Origin of the sequence: Micromonospora sp. NPDC049580 (assembly GCF_040675595.1) — a bacterium.
Classification (GTDB): Bacteria; Actinomycetota; Actinomycetes; order Mycobacteriales; family Micromonosporaceae; genus Micromonospora.
The window spans coordinates 1-15851 of the sequence record NZ_JBFAPG010000100.1 but is presented as its reverse complement, the minus strand read 5'-3'; the positions used below and the strand labels follow the sequence as shown (position 1 = coordinate 15851).

Genomic DNA, 15851 nt, shown 5'->3' with positions numbered 1-15851 from the left:
GGTCACCGGCGTCCTCTTCCTGCTGGCGATGTTCCTGGCGCCGCTGGTGGTGATCGTGCCGTTCGAGGCGGCGTCGACGGCCCTGGTGGTGGTCGAGCCGGTGATCTCCTTGACGCCATCGGCGTACGGCTTGGCGATCGTGTCGAGCACCTGGTCGGGGGACTTCGACCCGTTGATCAGGCCCTGGAAGCCACCGACCAGCACGTCGTAGTAGCCGGGCACCGGCCAGTCCGGGTAGAAGGCCAGGCCGTCCTGCTTGCTGACCGTGTTGAAGTCCTCGATCAGCTTGCGGTCCTTCGGGTCGCTGATCTTCGACGCGTCAGCGGCGACCGGGACGCCACCGTTGTTGCCGATCAGGTCCTGGATCTCCGGACGCAGGGTGATGTCGATGAAGTCGTACGCCAGGCTCTTGGCCTTGCTGTTCGACGGGACCACCCAGATGTTGCCCGACGAGCCGGCGTTGAGGGTGTTGCCGGGGAAGAGGAACGTGTCCCAGTTGGCCTTCATCTCGGTCTTGAACCGGCCGTACCACCAGCTGCCCGAGACGATCATCGGGGTCTTGCCGGCGATGAACGCGGTGCCCATGTCCTCGGCCTTGAGGCTCGCCGAGTTCTTGGCCACGTAGCCCTTGCGCACCCACTCGGCGAAGGTGTCCGCGCCGTACTTCAGCGGGTCGGCCTTGAAGTCGACCGGGTTCTTGTAGAGCTGGTAGTTGTCGACGAACTGCCGGTCGGCCTTGGAGAGCGCCAACTGGTAGAAGAGCTGCCCGGCCGGGTATTCCGCGCCGGCCATGCCCAGCGGCGTGACGCCCTTGCCGACGAAGGTGTCCATCGCGGCGGTCATCTCGGCCATGCTGGTCGGCACCTTGACGCCGTTGCGGTCGAACAGGTCCTTGTTGTAGTAGACCGTGACGTACTCGCCGTAGTTCGGCACGCCGAACCAGTTGCCCGACCCCATCACGCCCTTGTCGCTGTACCGCGCGGTGGTCTGCAGGCTGGGGCTGAGCTTGCCGGCCCAGCCGCGCTTGTCGGCCTCGGCGCTCAGATCGGTGAGCAGACCCTGCGACGACAGCAGGCCGGCCGTCGCGTTGCCCTTGTTGTACTCCATGATGTCCGGGCCCTCGGACGAGTTGATGATCATGCCGGCGTTCTGCTGGATCTGCTCGAACGCCTTGCGCTCGAAGCGCACCTCGACGCCCGGGTGCTCGGCCTTGAAGATCTCGATCGCCCGGTTCCAGCCGACCCCCATCGCGCTGTTCTCGCTCTCGTAGTGCCAGAGCTTGAGGGTCTTGGCCCCGCTGTCGTCCTCGCTCTCGCCGCCGCCGCACGCGGCCACGGTGGTCGTCGCGGTCGCCGCCAGGGCGATCGCCGCGACGATCCGGCGGAATCGCTGCATTGCTATCCTCCTCGTTGAGTATCGAGCCCGGTACTTCACTGGGTCCGTCGTCGCGTTGCCGCGCGGCGGCGGGCCGTTTTCGCTGGTCAGCCCCCGCCCGTCGGGGACGGTTCAGTGGTGACTCGTGCCGGCCGACGTGGCCCGGCGGTCGATCCCCGGATCTCCAGCGCGCACGGCAGCAGTTGCTGGTGGCGCTCGTGGCCGGGCCCGTCCAGGTGGCGCACCAGCGCCTCGATCGCGATCCGGCCGAGGGTCGACCCGGGCGACGTCATCGCGGTCAGCGCCGGGGTGGCCAACTCGGCGACCTGTGGCGAGGTGACCATCGAGACGACCGAGACGTCGTCGGGGACCGACAGCCCCCGTCCGGTCAGCTCGCCGAGGATGCCGAAGATCGCGGTCTCGTTCATCGCCAGCACGGCGGTCAGCTCCGGCGTCCGCGCGAACGCGGCGGCCAGGGCGGCCCGCCCACCAGCCGCGCTGTCCTCGGCCGGAATCATGACCGGCTCCAGGCCGTGCCCGGTCATCGCCGTGACGAACGCGTCCCGGGTGCGTAACGCGGGACCGTAGCCGCTGGCGAGCGTGGCGGCCGAGTGGTTGACGTAGACGATGTGGCGGTGTCCCAGGCCGACCAGGTGCGCGACGGCCTCCCGCACGGTCTGCTCGAAGTCGATGTCGACGTAGGAGAGCCCGGTGGTGTCGCCGGTGCGCCCGATCAGCACCAACGGCACGCCCGCCTCCTGGAGCACGGTGACCCGCTCGTCGGCGAGCTGCACCTCCATCAGCACGACGCCGTCGAGCATCCGCTGGCTGGCCAGCCGCCGCAGGTCGTCGAGGTTGCCGCCGCCGACCGGCGAGAGCACCAGGTGATAGCCGACGGCGCTGGCCGCGGCGGCGGCGCCGGTGACGAACGCGGTCTCGGTCGCGCCCAGGCCGCGCTCGTCCATCGGCATCAGCAGGCCCAGGATGCGGCTGCGCCGGCTGGCCAGCCCGCGGGCCATGGCGTTGGGCTGGTAGTCGAGCTCGGCCATCGCGGCGAGCACCTTGTCCCGGGTGGCCTGGGAGATCGGCCGGGTGCCGGTGAGCACGTACGACACGGTGCTGACCGAGACCTGCGCAAGGCGGGCGACGTCGTGCATCGTGGCCACCGCGCACCTCCTCCGGCCCGGCGTGGGATCGCTCCCGAATGATCGTCGAAGCGTTTCGACGAAGCGTTTCGACAGACGCTAGGCCACCTGTTACGGCGACGTCAATAGCCGATGTCGAAAACAAGTCGGGCCCACCGACCCGGCTGGGGCGGCCCCGGCTGGGGCGCTTTACGGCAGGTCGAACAGGGTGGCGGCGTTGTTCCAGCAGACCGCGCGTAGCCAGTCGTCACCGAGGTCCAGCCGGGCCAGCCCGGTCAGCTGGTCGGCGTACGGGTAGGGGATGTTGGGGAAGTCGCTGCCCAGCAGCACCTTGCCGGCGAGGCCCAGGTCGCGCAGCCGGGGCAACTCGTCGGCGGGAAAGGGCACGAACCGGTCGAAGAACGGCGTGAACGCCATGGTGGTGTCCAGCCGGACCCGCTCGTACGCCTCGGCGAGGTCGAGGAAGGCCCGGTAGTCCGGCGCGCCGAGGTGCGCCACCACTGCGGTCAGCCGGGGGTGCCGGGCGAGCAGGTCGGCGAACGGGGCGGGCCCGGTGTGTGTCGTCCCCACCGGGGCGTGCCCGGCGTGCACAACCACCGGCACCTCGGCGTCGGTCAGCGTCCCCCACACCTCGTCCAGTGCCGGGTCGGTGGGGGAGAAGCCGCCGACCTGCACGTGCACCTTGAACAGCCGGGCTCCGTCGGCCAGCGCGGCCTCGACGTACGCGGCGGCGCCGGGCTCGGGGAAGAAGGTCGCCGAGGGCAGGCAGCCCGGGGTGTCCCGAGCGAACTGCAGCGTCCAGCGGTTGAGGTCCGCCGCCATGCCCGGTCGATGGGGGTACGCCAGCGCGCTGAACGCCCGTACCCCGAGGTGGCGCAGGTGGGCGACGCGGTCCGCGTCGCTCCACCGGTAGCGGATCGGCCACTCGGTGCCGACCAGCGGCCCGGCGGCGTCGAAGTACTCCCACACGCGGCGCAGCAGCCTCGGCGGCAGGAAGTGCACGTGCACGTCCGCCAGCCCGGGAAGCCCCAGCGCGCGCCAGAACTCCGGCACCCGCGCGTCCTCGGCCGGCGGTGGCGGCGGGCTCTCCGCCGGGGGTGACGCGGGGGCGGCGTGGGTCATACGTCGATGTTGAACCGTTGCAGCACCGATGGCGCGATCAGGCCGGCAGTGGCGAGCACCGAGACCACGGTCAGCACGGCGCGCAGCACGACCACCTCGGTCTTGCTGCCGGTCCGCAGCGCGATGCTGTTGGGCAGGCCGATCATCGTCCACATGCGTCGGCGGATCGGGATCGGCCAGAGGATCGGCACCCCAGCTCTGGTGATCATGTCGCCGAGGATGTGCACGAAGCAGCCCACCCCGACGGCCGTGCCGATCAGGGGGTAGCCCCGCCCACCCGGCAGGTTGGCGAAGGTGAACCAGGCCGCGCCGGCCGACGCGAGCGTCACGATCACCCAGCCGGCCCGTTCGGCCCACTCGTCGAAGAGCCCGCGCAGGGCGAGACCGAACATGAAGAACAGGATCGTGATCACCGCCCACTTGCCGTACGCGGCGCAGAGGGCGGTGGTGCCCCAGCCGACCAGCAGCGTGAACGGAAGCGTGTGGGTGAGCGTCCGGTGCCCGTTGTTGCGACGCGGATCCTTGCTGAGCTTCGTCGCGTAGTAGACACCGAGCGAGATCTTCTCCATCACCTCGGCGACGAAGAGCGAGAAGACCCCGAACGTACGGGCGACGGTGGCGCCACCCTGGTTGCGGGTCACCTTGCCGGACAGGTCGAGGTCGGGAAAGAGCGCTCCGCCCGCGCACACCGCCGTGCCCACCGCCAGCGCCAGCGGCGACTGGTGGTAGTCGGCGAACTGGTCCAGCGCCCAGGACCCGGCCAGCCATACCGCCGCGCCGGACAGCGCGTGCGACGGTCCCATCATCTCGGCTCACCCTCCCCAGGGATCTTGAGCGCCAAAACTACGCCACTGTAGCCAGCGCCGGTGTCGCAGGGGCGTCAGTCGCGCGGTCCACATCGGACAGTGTCAGAGGGTGGGCGTGAAGCTCTGCCGGATCATCACGAAGTATGCCGCGTTGACCTGCCAGTCGAACTCTTTTGTCAACCACGAGACGGTGTAGGCGCGCCCGGCCGAGGTGTTGGCGAGCAGCCGGATGCTGTGCACCCGCTCACCGGCGGCGTTCTCCCAACTGCACTCCCAGAGGGCCCCGCCGTCGAAGACGTCGAGCGCCGAGATGTCCACCTTGCGGTAGCCCGGCAGCGCGCCACCGGCGACGAGCCGCTTCTCCTCGGCCTTCCAGTGCGCCACCGGATCGACCTGCGGCGGCCCCGCCTCGACGCTGAGCACCCGGGCCCCGCTGGGCTCCCGGAAGCAGGTCACCGCTCCTTCGGTCCAGCGTGCCCAGGCCACCGGTGCTGCGATGCGAAAGCCGGGAAGCAGAGCAAAGGCGCCGCAACGAGGGTGGGCGGGCGAGTGGCCCCGTCTGGCGATGCGTCGCCGCACCCCTCCCGACAACCACACCTACTACGCCTCGTCGTAGCATTGTCTACGACGAAGCGTAGTAGTTTTATGTAGCCAGGCTACGTGTAGGGTTGCTACGACAAGGGAGCCAACAGCTAGGGAGAGCCGGCCATGGACACGCTGCTCCTCGCCCGCCTGCAGTTCGCCACCACCACGTCGATCCACTTCCTGTTCGTGGTCGTCACGCTCGGGCTGGTCACGCTGCTGGTCGGGATGCAGACCGCCTGGGTGCTCACCGGCAACCCGAAGTGGGAGCGACTGACCCGGTTCTGGGGCCAGCTCTACGTGATCAACTACGTGCTCGGCATCGCCACGGGCATCGTGATGGAGTTCCAGTTCGGGCTGAACTGGAGCGGCCTGTCGCGCTACGTCGGCAACGTCTTCGGCGCGCCGCTGGCGATCGAGACGCTGGTGGCCTTCTTCCTGGAGTCCACGTTCCTCGGGATGTGGATCTTCGGTTGGCACCGGCTCGGCAAGGGCGTCCACCTCGCGCTGCTGTGGGGCGTGGCGCTCACCGCGTACGCCTCGGCGTTCTGGATCATGGTGGCCAACTCCTGGCTGCAACACCCGGTCGGGTACGAGGTCCGCGACGGGATCGCCCACCTCACCGACTTCGGCGCGCTGCTCACCAACCCCACCCTCGGCATGGCGTTCGGGCACGTGGTCTCCGCGGCGCTCCTGGTCGGCGGGATGCTGATGGCGGCCGTCAGCGCCTGGCACCTGATCCGGCGTACGCCCGACTTCGCGCTCTTCCGCACCTCGCTGCGCATCGGCCTGGTCACGGCGGCACTGGCGATCACGATGGTGCAGGGCTTCGGCTTCGCCCAGTTCGGCCCGGTCGGCGCGGTGCAGCCGACCAAGTTCGGCGCGGACAGCCCCGAGGCGCAGGCGCTGATCGGCGAGTGGACCACGCGGTTCGGGCCCGGCGACTACACCCCGCCGGTCCTGGCCAGCGTCGGGCTGGGCTTCATGATCCTGGTCGGCTTCACCCTCGGCTGCGTGTGGTTCCTGCTGCCCCTGCTCTACCGGGACTGGATCATCCGGCTGCGTTTCCCGCTCTGGCTCATCCTGCTCGCCGTGCCGTTGCCGTTCGTCGCGGTGATCCTCGGCTGGATCGCCCGCGAGGTCGGCCGCCAGCCCTGGGTGGCGTACGGCCTGCTCCCCACCGAGCAGGCGGTCTCCCCCGTCGGCACGCCGGTGATGCTCGCCTCGCTGATCGGCTTCAGCCTGCTGCTGGGCACCCTCGCCGTCACCAACTGGGTGCTGCTCGCCCGGCACGCGGGACGCGGCGCGACCGACCCGGCTCTCGGCCGCCCACCGGCAGTGCCCGGCGAGCCGGCCCACCCCGAACCCGCCCTCGCCTGAGCGACTGAGGAGACTCACCCGTGGATCTCGCCTGGTACGTCCTTCTCGGCCTCTTCTTCGCCTGCTACCTCGTGCTCGCCGGTTACGACTACGGCGTCGGGTTGCTGCTCGCCCGGGGCGGCGCCCCGGCCGGGCGGCGGGCCGCGCTCACCGCCCTCGGCCCGTTCTTCCTCGGCAACGAGGTCTGGCTGGTCGCCGCCGTGGGCATCCTGTTCGGCGCCTTCCCGGTGCTGGAGGGTGAGCTGCTCGCCGGCTGCTACCCGGCGTTCGCCGGCGCGCTGGTCGGCGTCATCCTGGTCACCGCCGGGGTGCAACTGCGCAGCCGGCCGAGCGACGAGCGGGTCCGCGCCCGCTGGGACCGGGTCATCGTGGTCGGCAGCGCGCTCGCCGCGCTGGGCTGGGGCGTGGTGCTGGCCGCGCTGTTGCAGGGCGTGCCCCGCCAGGCCGACGGGCACGTCGCCGGGGTGTCGCACCTGGCCACCCCGTTCGCGGCGACGGCCGGGCTGACCATGGTCGCCCTGGCCGCGGTGCACGGTGCGACCTTCCTCACGCTGCGACTGCCGGCCGACGCCGCCGCCGTGGCCGGGCGCACGGCCCGCCGGCTGGTGCCGGTGGCGCTCTGCGCGGTCGCCGTGGCCACCGTCGTGGGCCTGCTCTCCTGGCGGGTACGCGACGCCGTCGGGCGACCGGCGGTGGCCGTACTCCTGCCGGTGTTGCTGGTGGCGGCGCTGCTGGCGGCCCGCGCGGCGCTGGCGCGGCGGCGGCCCGGGTGGGCCCTGATCGCCACCGGCGCGGCAATGGCGCTGCCGGTGGCGCTGGTCGGCGCGGCTCTCTGGCCCTACGTGCTGGTGTCCACGACCGACCCGGGCGCCTCGCTGACGGTGGCCGACGCGGCCGCCAGCGCGCCGACGCTGCGGCTGCTTGGCTGGGTGGCGCTGCCGCTGCTGCCGGCCCTACTAGGCTTCCAGGCGATGTGCTGGTGGGTTTTCCGGGGACGGACCGACGGCAGGGCACCGGTGTACTGGTGAACCGCCGTCCCTTCGACCCGCGTCTGCTGCGTCGGGTCCCCGCGGCCCGGCGCGATCTTGCCGTGCTCGCGCTCCTCGGCGTGCTCGCCGCCGCGTTGATCGTCGCGCAGGCCACCGCGCTGGCGGCGGTGCTGGCCACCGCCTTTGACGGGCGGCTCAACCGGCCGGCGCTGGCGGGTCTCGTGGTCGCGGTCGCCGCCCGGTCGGCGCTGGTCTGGGCACAGGGCACGGTCTCCGCGCGGGTCGCCGCCACGGTCAAGGCCACGCTGCGGGCCGACCTGCTCGGCGCGGTGGGGCGGCACGGGCCGGGCTGGGTGGCGGGGCAGCGGGCCGGCGAGCTGGCCACCCTGGCCGGGCGTGGGCTGGACGCGCTGGACGCCTACTTCACCGGGTATCTGCCGCAGTTGGTGCTCAGCGTGACGGTGCCCGTGGCCGTGCTGGCCCGGATCGTCGTCGCCGACTGGAGCTCGGCGCTGATCATCGCGTTGACGCTGCCGCTGATCCCGGTCTTCGGCGCGCTCCTCGGCTGGCAGGCGCAGGCCGCCACCGAGCGGCAGTGGCGTCGGCTGGCCCTGCTGGGCGGACACTTCCTGGACATGGTGGCCGGGCTGCCCACCCTGCGCGCGTTCGGCCGGGCCCGGGCGCAGACCGAGGTGGTCCGCCGGATGGCCGACGGGCACCGGGTCGCCACCATGAAGACGCTGCGGATCGCGTTCCTCTCGGCGCTGGCGCTGGAGCTGGTCGCCACTCTCTCGGTGGCCCTGGTCGCGGTGCCGGTCGGCATCCGGCTGCTCGGCGGCGGGCTGGCCCTGCACACCGCGCTGCTGGTGCTGCTGCTCACCCCCGAGGCGTACCTGCCGCTGCGGGCCGCCGGCAGCCGCTTCCACGCCAGCATGGAGGGGCTCACCGCGCTGGACGAGGCGCTCACCGTCTCGGCCGCGCCCGCCACCCCCCGCGCCGCCGAGGGCGCGACCATCCCGGACGGTCGCGGTGAGATCCGGTTCGAGGCCGTGACCGTGGCGTACGAGCGGACCACCGCGCTGCGCGACGTGACCCTGACCGTCCGACCCGGCGAACGGATCGCCATCATCGGGCCCAGCGGCGCCGGCAAGAGCACCCTGCTCGGTCTGCTGCTCGGCTTCGTGACCCCGACCAGCGGCCGGATCACCGTCGACGGCGTCGACCTCGCCACCGCCGACCCGGACGCCTGGCGTCGGCAGCTCGCCTGGGTGCCGCAGCGCGCCCACCTCTTCGCCACCTCGCTGGCCGACAACATCCGGCTCGGCGCACCGGACACCCCGCCCGAGGCGCTCGCCGCCGCGGTGCGCGCCGCGGCCCTCGACGACGTGGTGGCCGGCCTGCCCGAGGGGCTGGACACGCTGCTCGGCGAGCGCGGGCACGGCCTGTCCAGCGGCCAGCGGCAGCGGGTCGCACTGGCCCGGGCGTTCCTGCGCGACGCCCCGGTGGTGCTGCTCGACGAGCCCACGGCGCGGCTGGACACGGCCGCCGAGGCGGTGGTGCTGGACGCCACCCGCCGGCTGGTCGCCGGACGGACGGCGCTGCTGGTGGCGCACCGGCCGGCGCTGCTGACCGACGCCGACCGGGTCCTGCGCATCGAGGACGGCCGGGTCACCGAGCTGACGCCCGAACCGATCGGAAAGGCGGCCCGATGAGCACGGAACACGGGCCGGAGGTCGCGGCTGGGGTGACATCGGCCGGGCGGGCCGGCGCCGAGCGCGCGGTGCTGCGGCTGGCCCGCCCGTACCTGGGTCGACTGGCCGGCGCCGGGCTGCTCGCCGCCGCCACCGAGTTCGCCGGGATCGCCCTGATGGCCACCGCGACGTGGCTGCTGATGAGCGCCGCCGGGCGGCCTCCGCTGGACCGGCTCACCGTGGCGATCGTCGCGGTCCGGGCGCTGGCGATCAGCCGGGGCGTGTTCCGCTACACCGAACGGCTCGCCGGGCACGACGCGGTCCTCCGCATGATCACCGACGTACGGGCCCGGGTCTTCGCCACCCTCACGGCCCGCCGCGACACTCGACACCGCTCGGGGGACGTCCTGAGCCGGCTGGTGTCCGACGTCGAGGCGGTCCAGGATCTGCTGCTGCGGGTGCTGGTGCCCGGCTCGGCGGCGGCCCTGGTCGGGGTGCTGGCGGTGGCCGGGGCGGCGCTGATCTCGCCGCCGGCCGCCGGTGTGCTCGCGCTCGGGCTGGTGGTCGCCGGTGTGGCGCTACCGGCGCTGGCCACCGCGGTCACCCGGCGCAGCGCGGCCGACGTGGCACCGCTGCGCGGCGCGCTGGCCACCGACGCCGTCGACCTCACCCACGGCGCCGCCGACCTGGCCGCGTTCGGGGCGACCGACGCCGCGCTGCGCGCCGCCGAGCAGCGGGCCGGCCGGCTCGCCCGCCTGGAACGCCGGCTGGCCGCCACCGGCTTCGCGGTGGACGCCGCAGGGGTGTTGACCGCCGGACTGACCGCCGCCGCGGTGGTGCTGGTCGCGCTGGCCTCCGACGTGCCGGGCGTCCTGGTCGGGGTGCTGGCCGTCGGCACCCTGGCCGCCGTGGAGGTGGCGCTGGCCCTGGTCTCGGCCGCCCGGCAGTGGACCCAGCTGCGGCCCGGCCTGGCCCGGGTGGCCGCCCTCCTCGACGTCGACACGCCCAGTGCCCCGCCCGCTCCCCGAGTGACCGACCTGGCCGAGCCGCACGACCTGCGCTTCGACGAGGTGAGCGTGCGGTACCGCACCGGTGCCGCACCCGCGTTGGACCGGGTGAGCCTGGACCTGCCCGCCGGCCGGCGCATCGCCGTCGTCGGCCCGAGCGGCGCCGGCAAGAGCACCCTGGCCGCCGTGCTGACCGGGGCGGTCCGGCCCACCTCCGGCCAGGTCACCCTGGCCGGCCGCGACCTGGGGACGTACGCCGAGGAGGAGCTGCCCCGCAGCGTCGGCGGGCTGCTCGCCGAGGCGTACGTCTTCCATGCCACGGTCCGGGAGAACCTGCTGCTCGGGCGGGCTGGGGCCGACGAGGACGAGCTGACCGCCGCCATGACGGCCGCCGGCCTGCTGGACTGGGTACGCGCCCAGCCGGCCGGCTGGGACACCCTGGTCGGCGAGGAGGGCGGCCAGCTCTCCGGCGGCCAGCGGCAACGGCTCGCGCTCGCTCGGGCCCTGCTCGCCGCGCCACCGGTGCTGGTGCTCGACGAGCCCACCGAGGGGCTGGACCTGGCCGCCGCCGACGCGGTGCTCGCCTCCGCCCTCGCGGGAACCCCCGCCGGGCACTCGGTCCTGCTGATCAGCCACCGGCTCAGCGGGCTGGCCGACCTCGACGAGATCGTCGTCCTCGACGGCGGCCGGGTGATCCAGCGCGGCCGGCACGCCGAGTTGGTCGCGACCCCCGGCTGGTACCGGGACCAGTGGCTGCTCCAGGCAGCCGCCGAGCGCGGGTACCTGGCCCTCGCTCCCTGACCCGCTTCGGGGACGGACCAGGGTTCTCCCCGACGTGAGGGCGCTCGCGTCCGTGGCAGGGTGGTGCCATGCGGCATGCTGAGGACTTCCTGGTCGAGGAGCACCTGCGGGCGCTGGAGTCCCGGCTTCAGGGGCCGGCGCGGCTGAAGTCCGACCTGCTCACCGAGGCGCGGCACGACCTGCTGGACGCCGTCGACGCGTACCGCGAGAGTGGTGTGCCGCCCACGGAGGCGCAGCTGCGGGCGGTGGCCGAGTTCGGCTCACCGGCGCAGTTGCTGCCCTCCTGGCAGGCGGAGCTGGCGGTGGCCGCCCTGCGCGGCCTGTCCCTGCGGATGCTGGCCGTGGCCGGGGTTCTGGTGGCCGCCGGCGACCTGACGTGGCGCGGGTCGAGCTGGAGTGCGGGTCCGCAGCCGCCGGCGCTCTACCGGCTGCTGTCCGCCTCGGTCGACTGGATCTGGCTCGGCGCGCTGCTGCTGGCCGTGACCGGCCTGCTGGTGGTCTGGGCGAGCGCCCGGTCGTCGCGACCGGGCCTGGCGGCGGCGCAGCGCGCGGTGGGCGCCGCCCTGACCGGCACGCTGGTCCTCGGCATCGTGGCCGGCGGGTCTCTCTTCGTCTGGTCGATCGATCTGTGGGACGCGGCGCTGACGTGGCCGCCGATGATCGTCGGCATGGTGGTGGTGGGTGCGGCGTACTTCTCCCTGACCCGGGCCGCGCGCGGCTGGCTGCGGGCCGCCGCTTCCCGCTGAGCGGGCGTCCAGCGCTCAGGCGGGGGTGCCGGGCGGGCTGCCGGGGTCGAGGAACCGGCCGACCGTCACGCGGAACTCCTGCCATCCGGCGCGCTCGCCCGCCAACGCGCGGCGGCCGGAGTCGGTGAGCTGGTAGGTCCGCCGCTCCCGACCGTTGACCGTGCTCCAGGTGCTCGCCACGTGACCGGCGCGCTCCAGCCGGCGCAGCGCCGGATAGATCGTGCCGGTGGGCAGGTCGAGATTGCCGTCACTGCGCGCCCGCAGGGACTCGATGATGGCGTACCCGTGCAGCGCGCCCTGTTCGAGAACGGCGAGCAGAAGGGCGTCGAGATGGCCGTGCAGCGCCTGGGCCTTCATGTGTAGTTACGCTACTTGTCGAACGCCCCGATCGCCACCGTCGCGCCCGCGCAGGCCCGAGACGTTTCTCGGCCGGCCACCGGGGTGCGGGCTCCGGGCTTCCCGAGCCGCCGACTAGGGTATGTGCCCAGAGTCACTCGCCGGCCGGAGACGCCGGCGGGTGGGCAACCCGAAGCACACGGAGGTCAGCGTGGCCCGCCAGTCGCCCCAACGGCCCGACGCCGACGAGCCCGAGCTCGACGACACCACCGGCCCGGCCGAGCCAGACGAGGCCGACGAGGCCGACGACACCACCCGCGCGTCGGCCGACCGGTCGCTCTGGGACGAGCTGCGGATCGACCCGGTGGAGATCGCCCTGCCCGCCGGCACCGGCTTCACGCTGCGGGCGTACCGGCCGGCCGGGTCACTGACCCCGACCGACGTGACCGAGCGCGACCAGGACGACCCGTTCCTCGCCCGCCGGCAGGTGATCGAGGAGGAGGACGACGAGAGCGTCGTCATCCTCGACGAGGAGCTGGCCGAGGAGTTCGCCGACAGCGACGAGGACGAGCCGTCCCGCCGTCGCCGCGACAGCGCCACGGACGCCGACGCGACCGCGGACGACGACGAGGCCGAAGCCGAGGACGTCGCCGACGAGGCGGACGACGAGGAGGTGCCGGTCTTCCTCAGCCACCGGGGCAAGCTGCTGCTGTTCAAGACCCCCGAATCGCTTGTCAGCTTCATCCGCTCCGGCGCACCCAACGATCTGTCCCAACTGGACAGCTGGAATGAATTGGCCGAACGGGTGGAGCCGGCCGACATCGCGCCGCTCGACGAGGACACCTACGAACTCGACCTCGTCGTGGAGAACCTGCGCGGCGGTCACGACAGCTGGGATTCGACCCTGCTGATCGAGGCCGGCGAGGTCGCCCGCGACCTGTCGTACGCGTTGCGCCTGCCTGCGGTTCTGGACATGCTCTCCGCCGGCTCCAGCCTCGACGACCTGGACGAGGCTCTGCGGGCCACGGCCAACGGCGGGATCGGCGCCTTCATGGGCCGGCGACGGTTGAAGAAGATCGGGGCACAGACCGCGAGTTTGGGTTGGCGCACCATTGTCGGCAAGATCTCTGCGGTGGTGGACTGGCGCGACTGACCCGTACCGGGGAGCATCAGTTGCTGGCAGTAGGAAGACCTGTCCCGGGAGGAGGACGACGCCGTGGCGCTCGTGCGCGTGTACTGCGGTCTGGCCTCGGCGGATCCGGCTGAACGACCGGCCTCGGCCGGTTCGACGCTGACGTCCGCTGTGGTCGACGACGCAGGCCGTCTGCTGCATGTCAGCGAGATCGGCGACGACGCGGCTGGCTACGCCCAGCTCGTCGCCCTGCTCGTGGAGCGGTCGGGCGGACCGAGCGGTGCGGCCATCGCCGCCGACAGCGACGACCACACGGTCACCTCGCTGTTGAGCGCGGCGGGTCGTCCCCTGGCGATCGCCGACGACGACTCGGTGGACGACTTCGCCGAGCGGTTCGCCGACGACGACTCGCTTGAGGAGATGCAGTCGCCGCCGGCCGAGCGCCGGGCCGTCGGTCTGGCCCGCGCGTTGCAGGCCGGCGCGCTCTCCGCCGTCACACTGCCGGCTCCCCGGGACCTCGCCGGCTACAAGCAGGTGCTCGCCGCGCACGCCGCCCTGGCCAGCGGCCGGCACTCCGCCGCCGTGGCCCTGCGCGAGGTGCTGCGGGAGCTCTACCCGGCGGCGCTGCGCGCCTATCCGGACCCGGCCGAGCCGGTGTCGCTGGCCGTGCTGGACGCGCTCCCCGAGCCGGGCATGCTCGGCGGCACCATCGCCCGTGGCCGCGAGGTGTCCGTCGCCGCGGACGCCATCGCCGCGCATCTCGCGGCGGACGGGGTCGCCGACGCCGAAGAGATCAACGAGGCGGTCACCGCGCTGCGGGTCGCCATCTCGGAGACGCCGCGCCGCGCCGCCGTCAACCGGGCGCTCACCTCTGCCGTGGCCGAGACCGTCCGGCAGGCCGTCGCCTCCGTACGGGCCTGCGACGCCGGCTGCGAGGCCCTCGTCAGCGCGCTCAGCGCCCGGGTCAGCACGCCCGCCCCGGCCCCCGGCCGACGGGCCGCCGCCCGTCGTGGCGAGTCGGTCGGCGAGCTGACCGGCCTCGCCGGCACCGGCGCCGGCCTGCGCTCCGTCCGACCGAACCCGATCGCCGCCGAGCCCACACCCGTCACCGGCCGACGCAGCCGACCCGAGCCGGCACCGGGCAGCGCCCCGCTGGCGTCGCCGCGCCCGCTCGGGCCGCCGCCGGTCGCCCCCGCTCCGGTCACCCCTCCGCCGATCGCACCCGCGCCGATCGCCCCGGCCGCGGTCACCGGCCCGCCGGTGTCCGCGCCTCCCGGGCGTGCCGAGCCCATCCCGAGCCGAATCGACGGCCCGACCAACCGGCCGGTCTCGTCGCCGCCGCCCCCGCCGCCGGGGATCACTCCCATCGCGCCGGCTCAGCGGGGCACCGTGCCGCCGGCCGAGGCGGGCGAGCCGTTCCGGCCGACCCTCACCACCGCCGCGATCAACCACGCGCGGGCCGAGCGGCAGCGCACGGTCATTCCGCCCCGCCCGAAGACCAACGGCGAGCGGCAGAGTCACGTGCAGCGGCCGGTCGAGGAGCCGCCCACCGGCGGGTTCAGCGCCACCGACCTCAGCATCCCGGTGCCCGCTCCCCGGCCGGGTCAGGAGTCGGCGCCCCCGGGTTCCCGGGCGAACTGGCCCCTGGTCAACAACCCGGAAGACCCGGCCGACAGCTCGCCGAACAACCCCGTCGCCTACTCGTACGGCGGCAACCGCGTCGACGCCCCGACCGATCCGGGCCGGGCCGACGGTCGGGTCACGCCGCCCTGGCTGGCCGACGACCTGCCCCAGGAGCCACCCATGCTGCGGCTGGTCGAGCCGCCGCCGCTGGCGGACCGGGCACTGCGGGAAGGGCTCAACCCTCCCCCCGGTGATCCCCGCCTGGAGACGCCGCCGCTGCGGCTGGTCGACCGGGAGCAGGCCGCCCGCAACAACCGTCAGGCGCCCCGCGTCGAGCGGGCCGCCGAGCACCGGCCGCCTCCCCCGGTCGAGCACCGACCCCCGCCGGTCGAGCACCGACCCCCGCCGGTCGAGCACCGGCCGCCGCCGGTGGCCGACGAGGGCGACGGTGATCTGCTGATCTTCGCGCAGGCCAAGTCGGCGTGGTTCGTCGGGCACACCGAGGAGGAGTCCGACCTGGACTGGTCGACCACGGCCGACACCGGGTGGCAGGCCGCCGAGCAGGCAGCCCGCCCCGCGGTGGGCGCCGAGACCAACGCCGGGCTGCCGAAGCGCGTCCCGCAGGCCAATCTGGTCCCGGGTTCCCCGCTGCGCGAGGAGCGTCCACTGCGGATAGTGCGCGACGCGGCGAGCCTCGCGGAGAACACCACCGGCTACTTCCGCGGCTGGCGTCGCGGGCAGGAGATCGGCGGGTTCGCGGTGGGCGGCCGGCCGGGCCGGGAGGCCGCCGGCGGCTGGGACTTCAGCCGCGACCACGGGGACCGCGACGACGACCGGGAGTACGAGTACCGCTCCGCCGGCTACCAGTCCTGAGCGACTCTCTCCCGTACGCGTTCCTTCCGCCCTCAGCCGTACACCGGCTGGGGGCGGAAGTGCGTTCAGGGGCCAACCAGACCGGCCCGCGCACACGCGGGTAGGGCGGCCCGAACGACCGCGCGCCAACGCAAGAGATCCTGGAAGGAACCCGCCCCGAAGGGCCGGACACCTTCCAAGATCTCTTGGGCGGAGCCGTACCCGACCCGGGCAGCATTCAGCGCCCGGTGGCGGCCAGGGCCAC

The 15851-nt window shown here is 73.5% G+C and carries 13 protein-coding genes; 7 read left to right on the top strand and 6 right to left on the bottom strand.

Features of this window, described 5'->3' with window-relative positions:
• From AB0J68_RS11655 to AB0J68_RS11635, 5 genes are all read right to left on the bottom strand, one after another.
• On the bottom strand, window positions 1-1395 hold a 1395-nt coding region (locus AB0J68_RS11655; RefSeq protein ID WP_363938025.1), incomplete at its 3' end, for an extracellular solute-binding protein.
• An 86-nt stretch (window positions 1396-1481) separates the two neighbouring features.
• The gene (locus AB0J68_RS11650) at window positions 1482-2531 is read right to left on the bottom strand and encodes a LacI family DNA-binding transcriptional regulator (RefSeq protein ID WP_355067179.1); all 1050 of its coding nucleotides are present in this window, start codon (window positions 2529-2531) and stop codon (window positions 1482-1484) included.
• Between the two features lie 177 nt (window positions 2532-2708).
• A complete protein-coding gene (locus tag AB0J68_RS11645) occupies window positions 2709-3641 on the bottom strand; it encodes an amidohydrolase family protein (protein WP_363938022.1) in 933 nt (310 codons plus the stop codon).
• Window positions 3638-4447 carry a metal-dependent hydrolase gene (locus tag AB0J68_RS11640; protein ID WP_354858361.1) on the bottom strand — a complete coding sequence of 270 codons (810 nt, stop codon included), beginning with the start codon at window positions 4445-4447 and terminating at the stop codon, window positions 3638-3640. Before AB0J68_RS11640 ends, AB0J68_RS11645 begins: the two co-directional genes overlap by 4 nt.
• A gap of 102 nt (window positions 4448-4549) precedes the next feature.
• A complete protein-coding gene (locus AB0J68_RS11635; protein ID WP_363938018.1) occupies window positions 4550-4933 on the bottom strand; it encodes a hypothetical protein in 384 nt (127 codons plus the stop codon).
• A 222-nt stretch (window positions 4934-5155) separates the two neighbouring features.
• On the opposite strand from AB0J68_RS11635, the gene AB0J68_RS11630 reads away from it, so the two are divergent.
• The 5 genes from AB0J68_RS11630 to AB0J68_RS11610 all read left to right on the top strand — a co-directional run bounded on the left by AB0J68_RS11630 (window position 5156) and on the right by AB0J68_RS11610 (window position 11643).
• A complete protein-coding gene (locus AB0J68_RS11630) occupies window positions 5156-6409 on the top strand; it encodes a cytochrome ubiquinol oxidase subunit I (protein WP_363938016.1) in 1254 nt (417 codons plus the stop codon).
• Between the two features lie 20 nt (window positions 6410-6429).
• A complete protein-coding gene (locus tag AB0J68_RS11625) occupies window positions 6430-7437 on the top strand; it encodes a cytochrome d ubiquinol oxidase subunit II (protein WP_354861582.1) in 1008 nt (335 codons plus the stop codon).
• Complete coding sequence (gene cydD, locus AB0J68_RS11620; RefSeq protein WP_363938014.1) at window positions 7434-9110, top strand: thiol reductant ABC exporter subunit CydD; 1677 nt, start codon at window positions 7434-7436, stop codon at window positions 9108-9110. Before AB0J68_RS11625 ends, cydD begins: the two co-directional genes overlap by 4 nt.
• Window positions 9107-10897, top strand: coding sequence for a thiol reductant ABC exporter subunit CydC (gene cydC / locus AB0J68_RS11615; protein WP_363938011.1), 1791 nt, complete (start codon window positions 9107-9109; stop codon window positions 10895-10897). Before cydD ends, cydC begins: the two co-directional genes overlap by 4 nt.
• 68 nt (window positions 10898-10965) lie before the next feature.
• A complete protein-coding gene (locus AB0J68_RS11610; RefSeq protein WP_363938009.1) occupies window positions 10966-11643 on the top strand; it encodes a permease prefix domain 1-containing protein in 678 nt (225 codons plus the stop codon).
• 15 nt (window positions 11644-11658) lie between these two features.
• On the opposite strand, the gene AB0J68_RS11605 is transcribed toward AB0J68_RS11610, so the two are convergent.
• Complete coding sequence (locus tag AB0J68_RS11605; RefSeq protein WP_363938007.1) at window positions 11659-12000, bottom strand: helix-turn-helix transcriptional regulator; 342 nt, start codon at window positions 11998-12000, stop codon at window positions 11659-11661.
• A gap of 160 nt (window positions 12001-12160) precedes the next feature.
• Here AB0J68_RS11605 and AB0J68_RS11600 point away from each other — a divergent pair, with 160 nt between their 5' ends.
• Together AB0J68_RS11600 and AB0J68_RS11595 are read left to right on the top strand one after the other, a co-directional pair.
• Window positions 12161-13132, top strand: a complete 972-nt coding sequence (locus tag AB0J68_RS11600; RefSeq protein ID WP_354861590.1) for a DNA primase — start codon at window positions 12161-12163, stop codon at window positions 13130-13132.
• A 39-nt stretch (window positions 13133-13171) separates the two neighbouring features.
• On the top strand, window positions 13172-15607 hold the full coding sequence (locus AB0J68_RS11595; RefSeq protein WP_363938027.1) for a transposase: 2436 nt from the start codon (window positions 13172-13174) through the stop codon (window positions 15605-15607).
• Window positions 15608-15851: the final 244 nt, after the last annotated feature.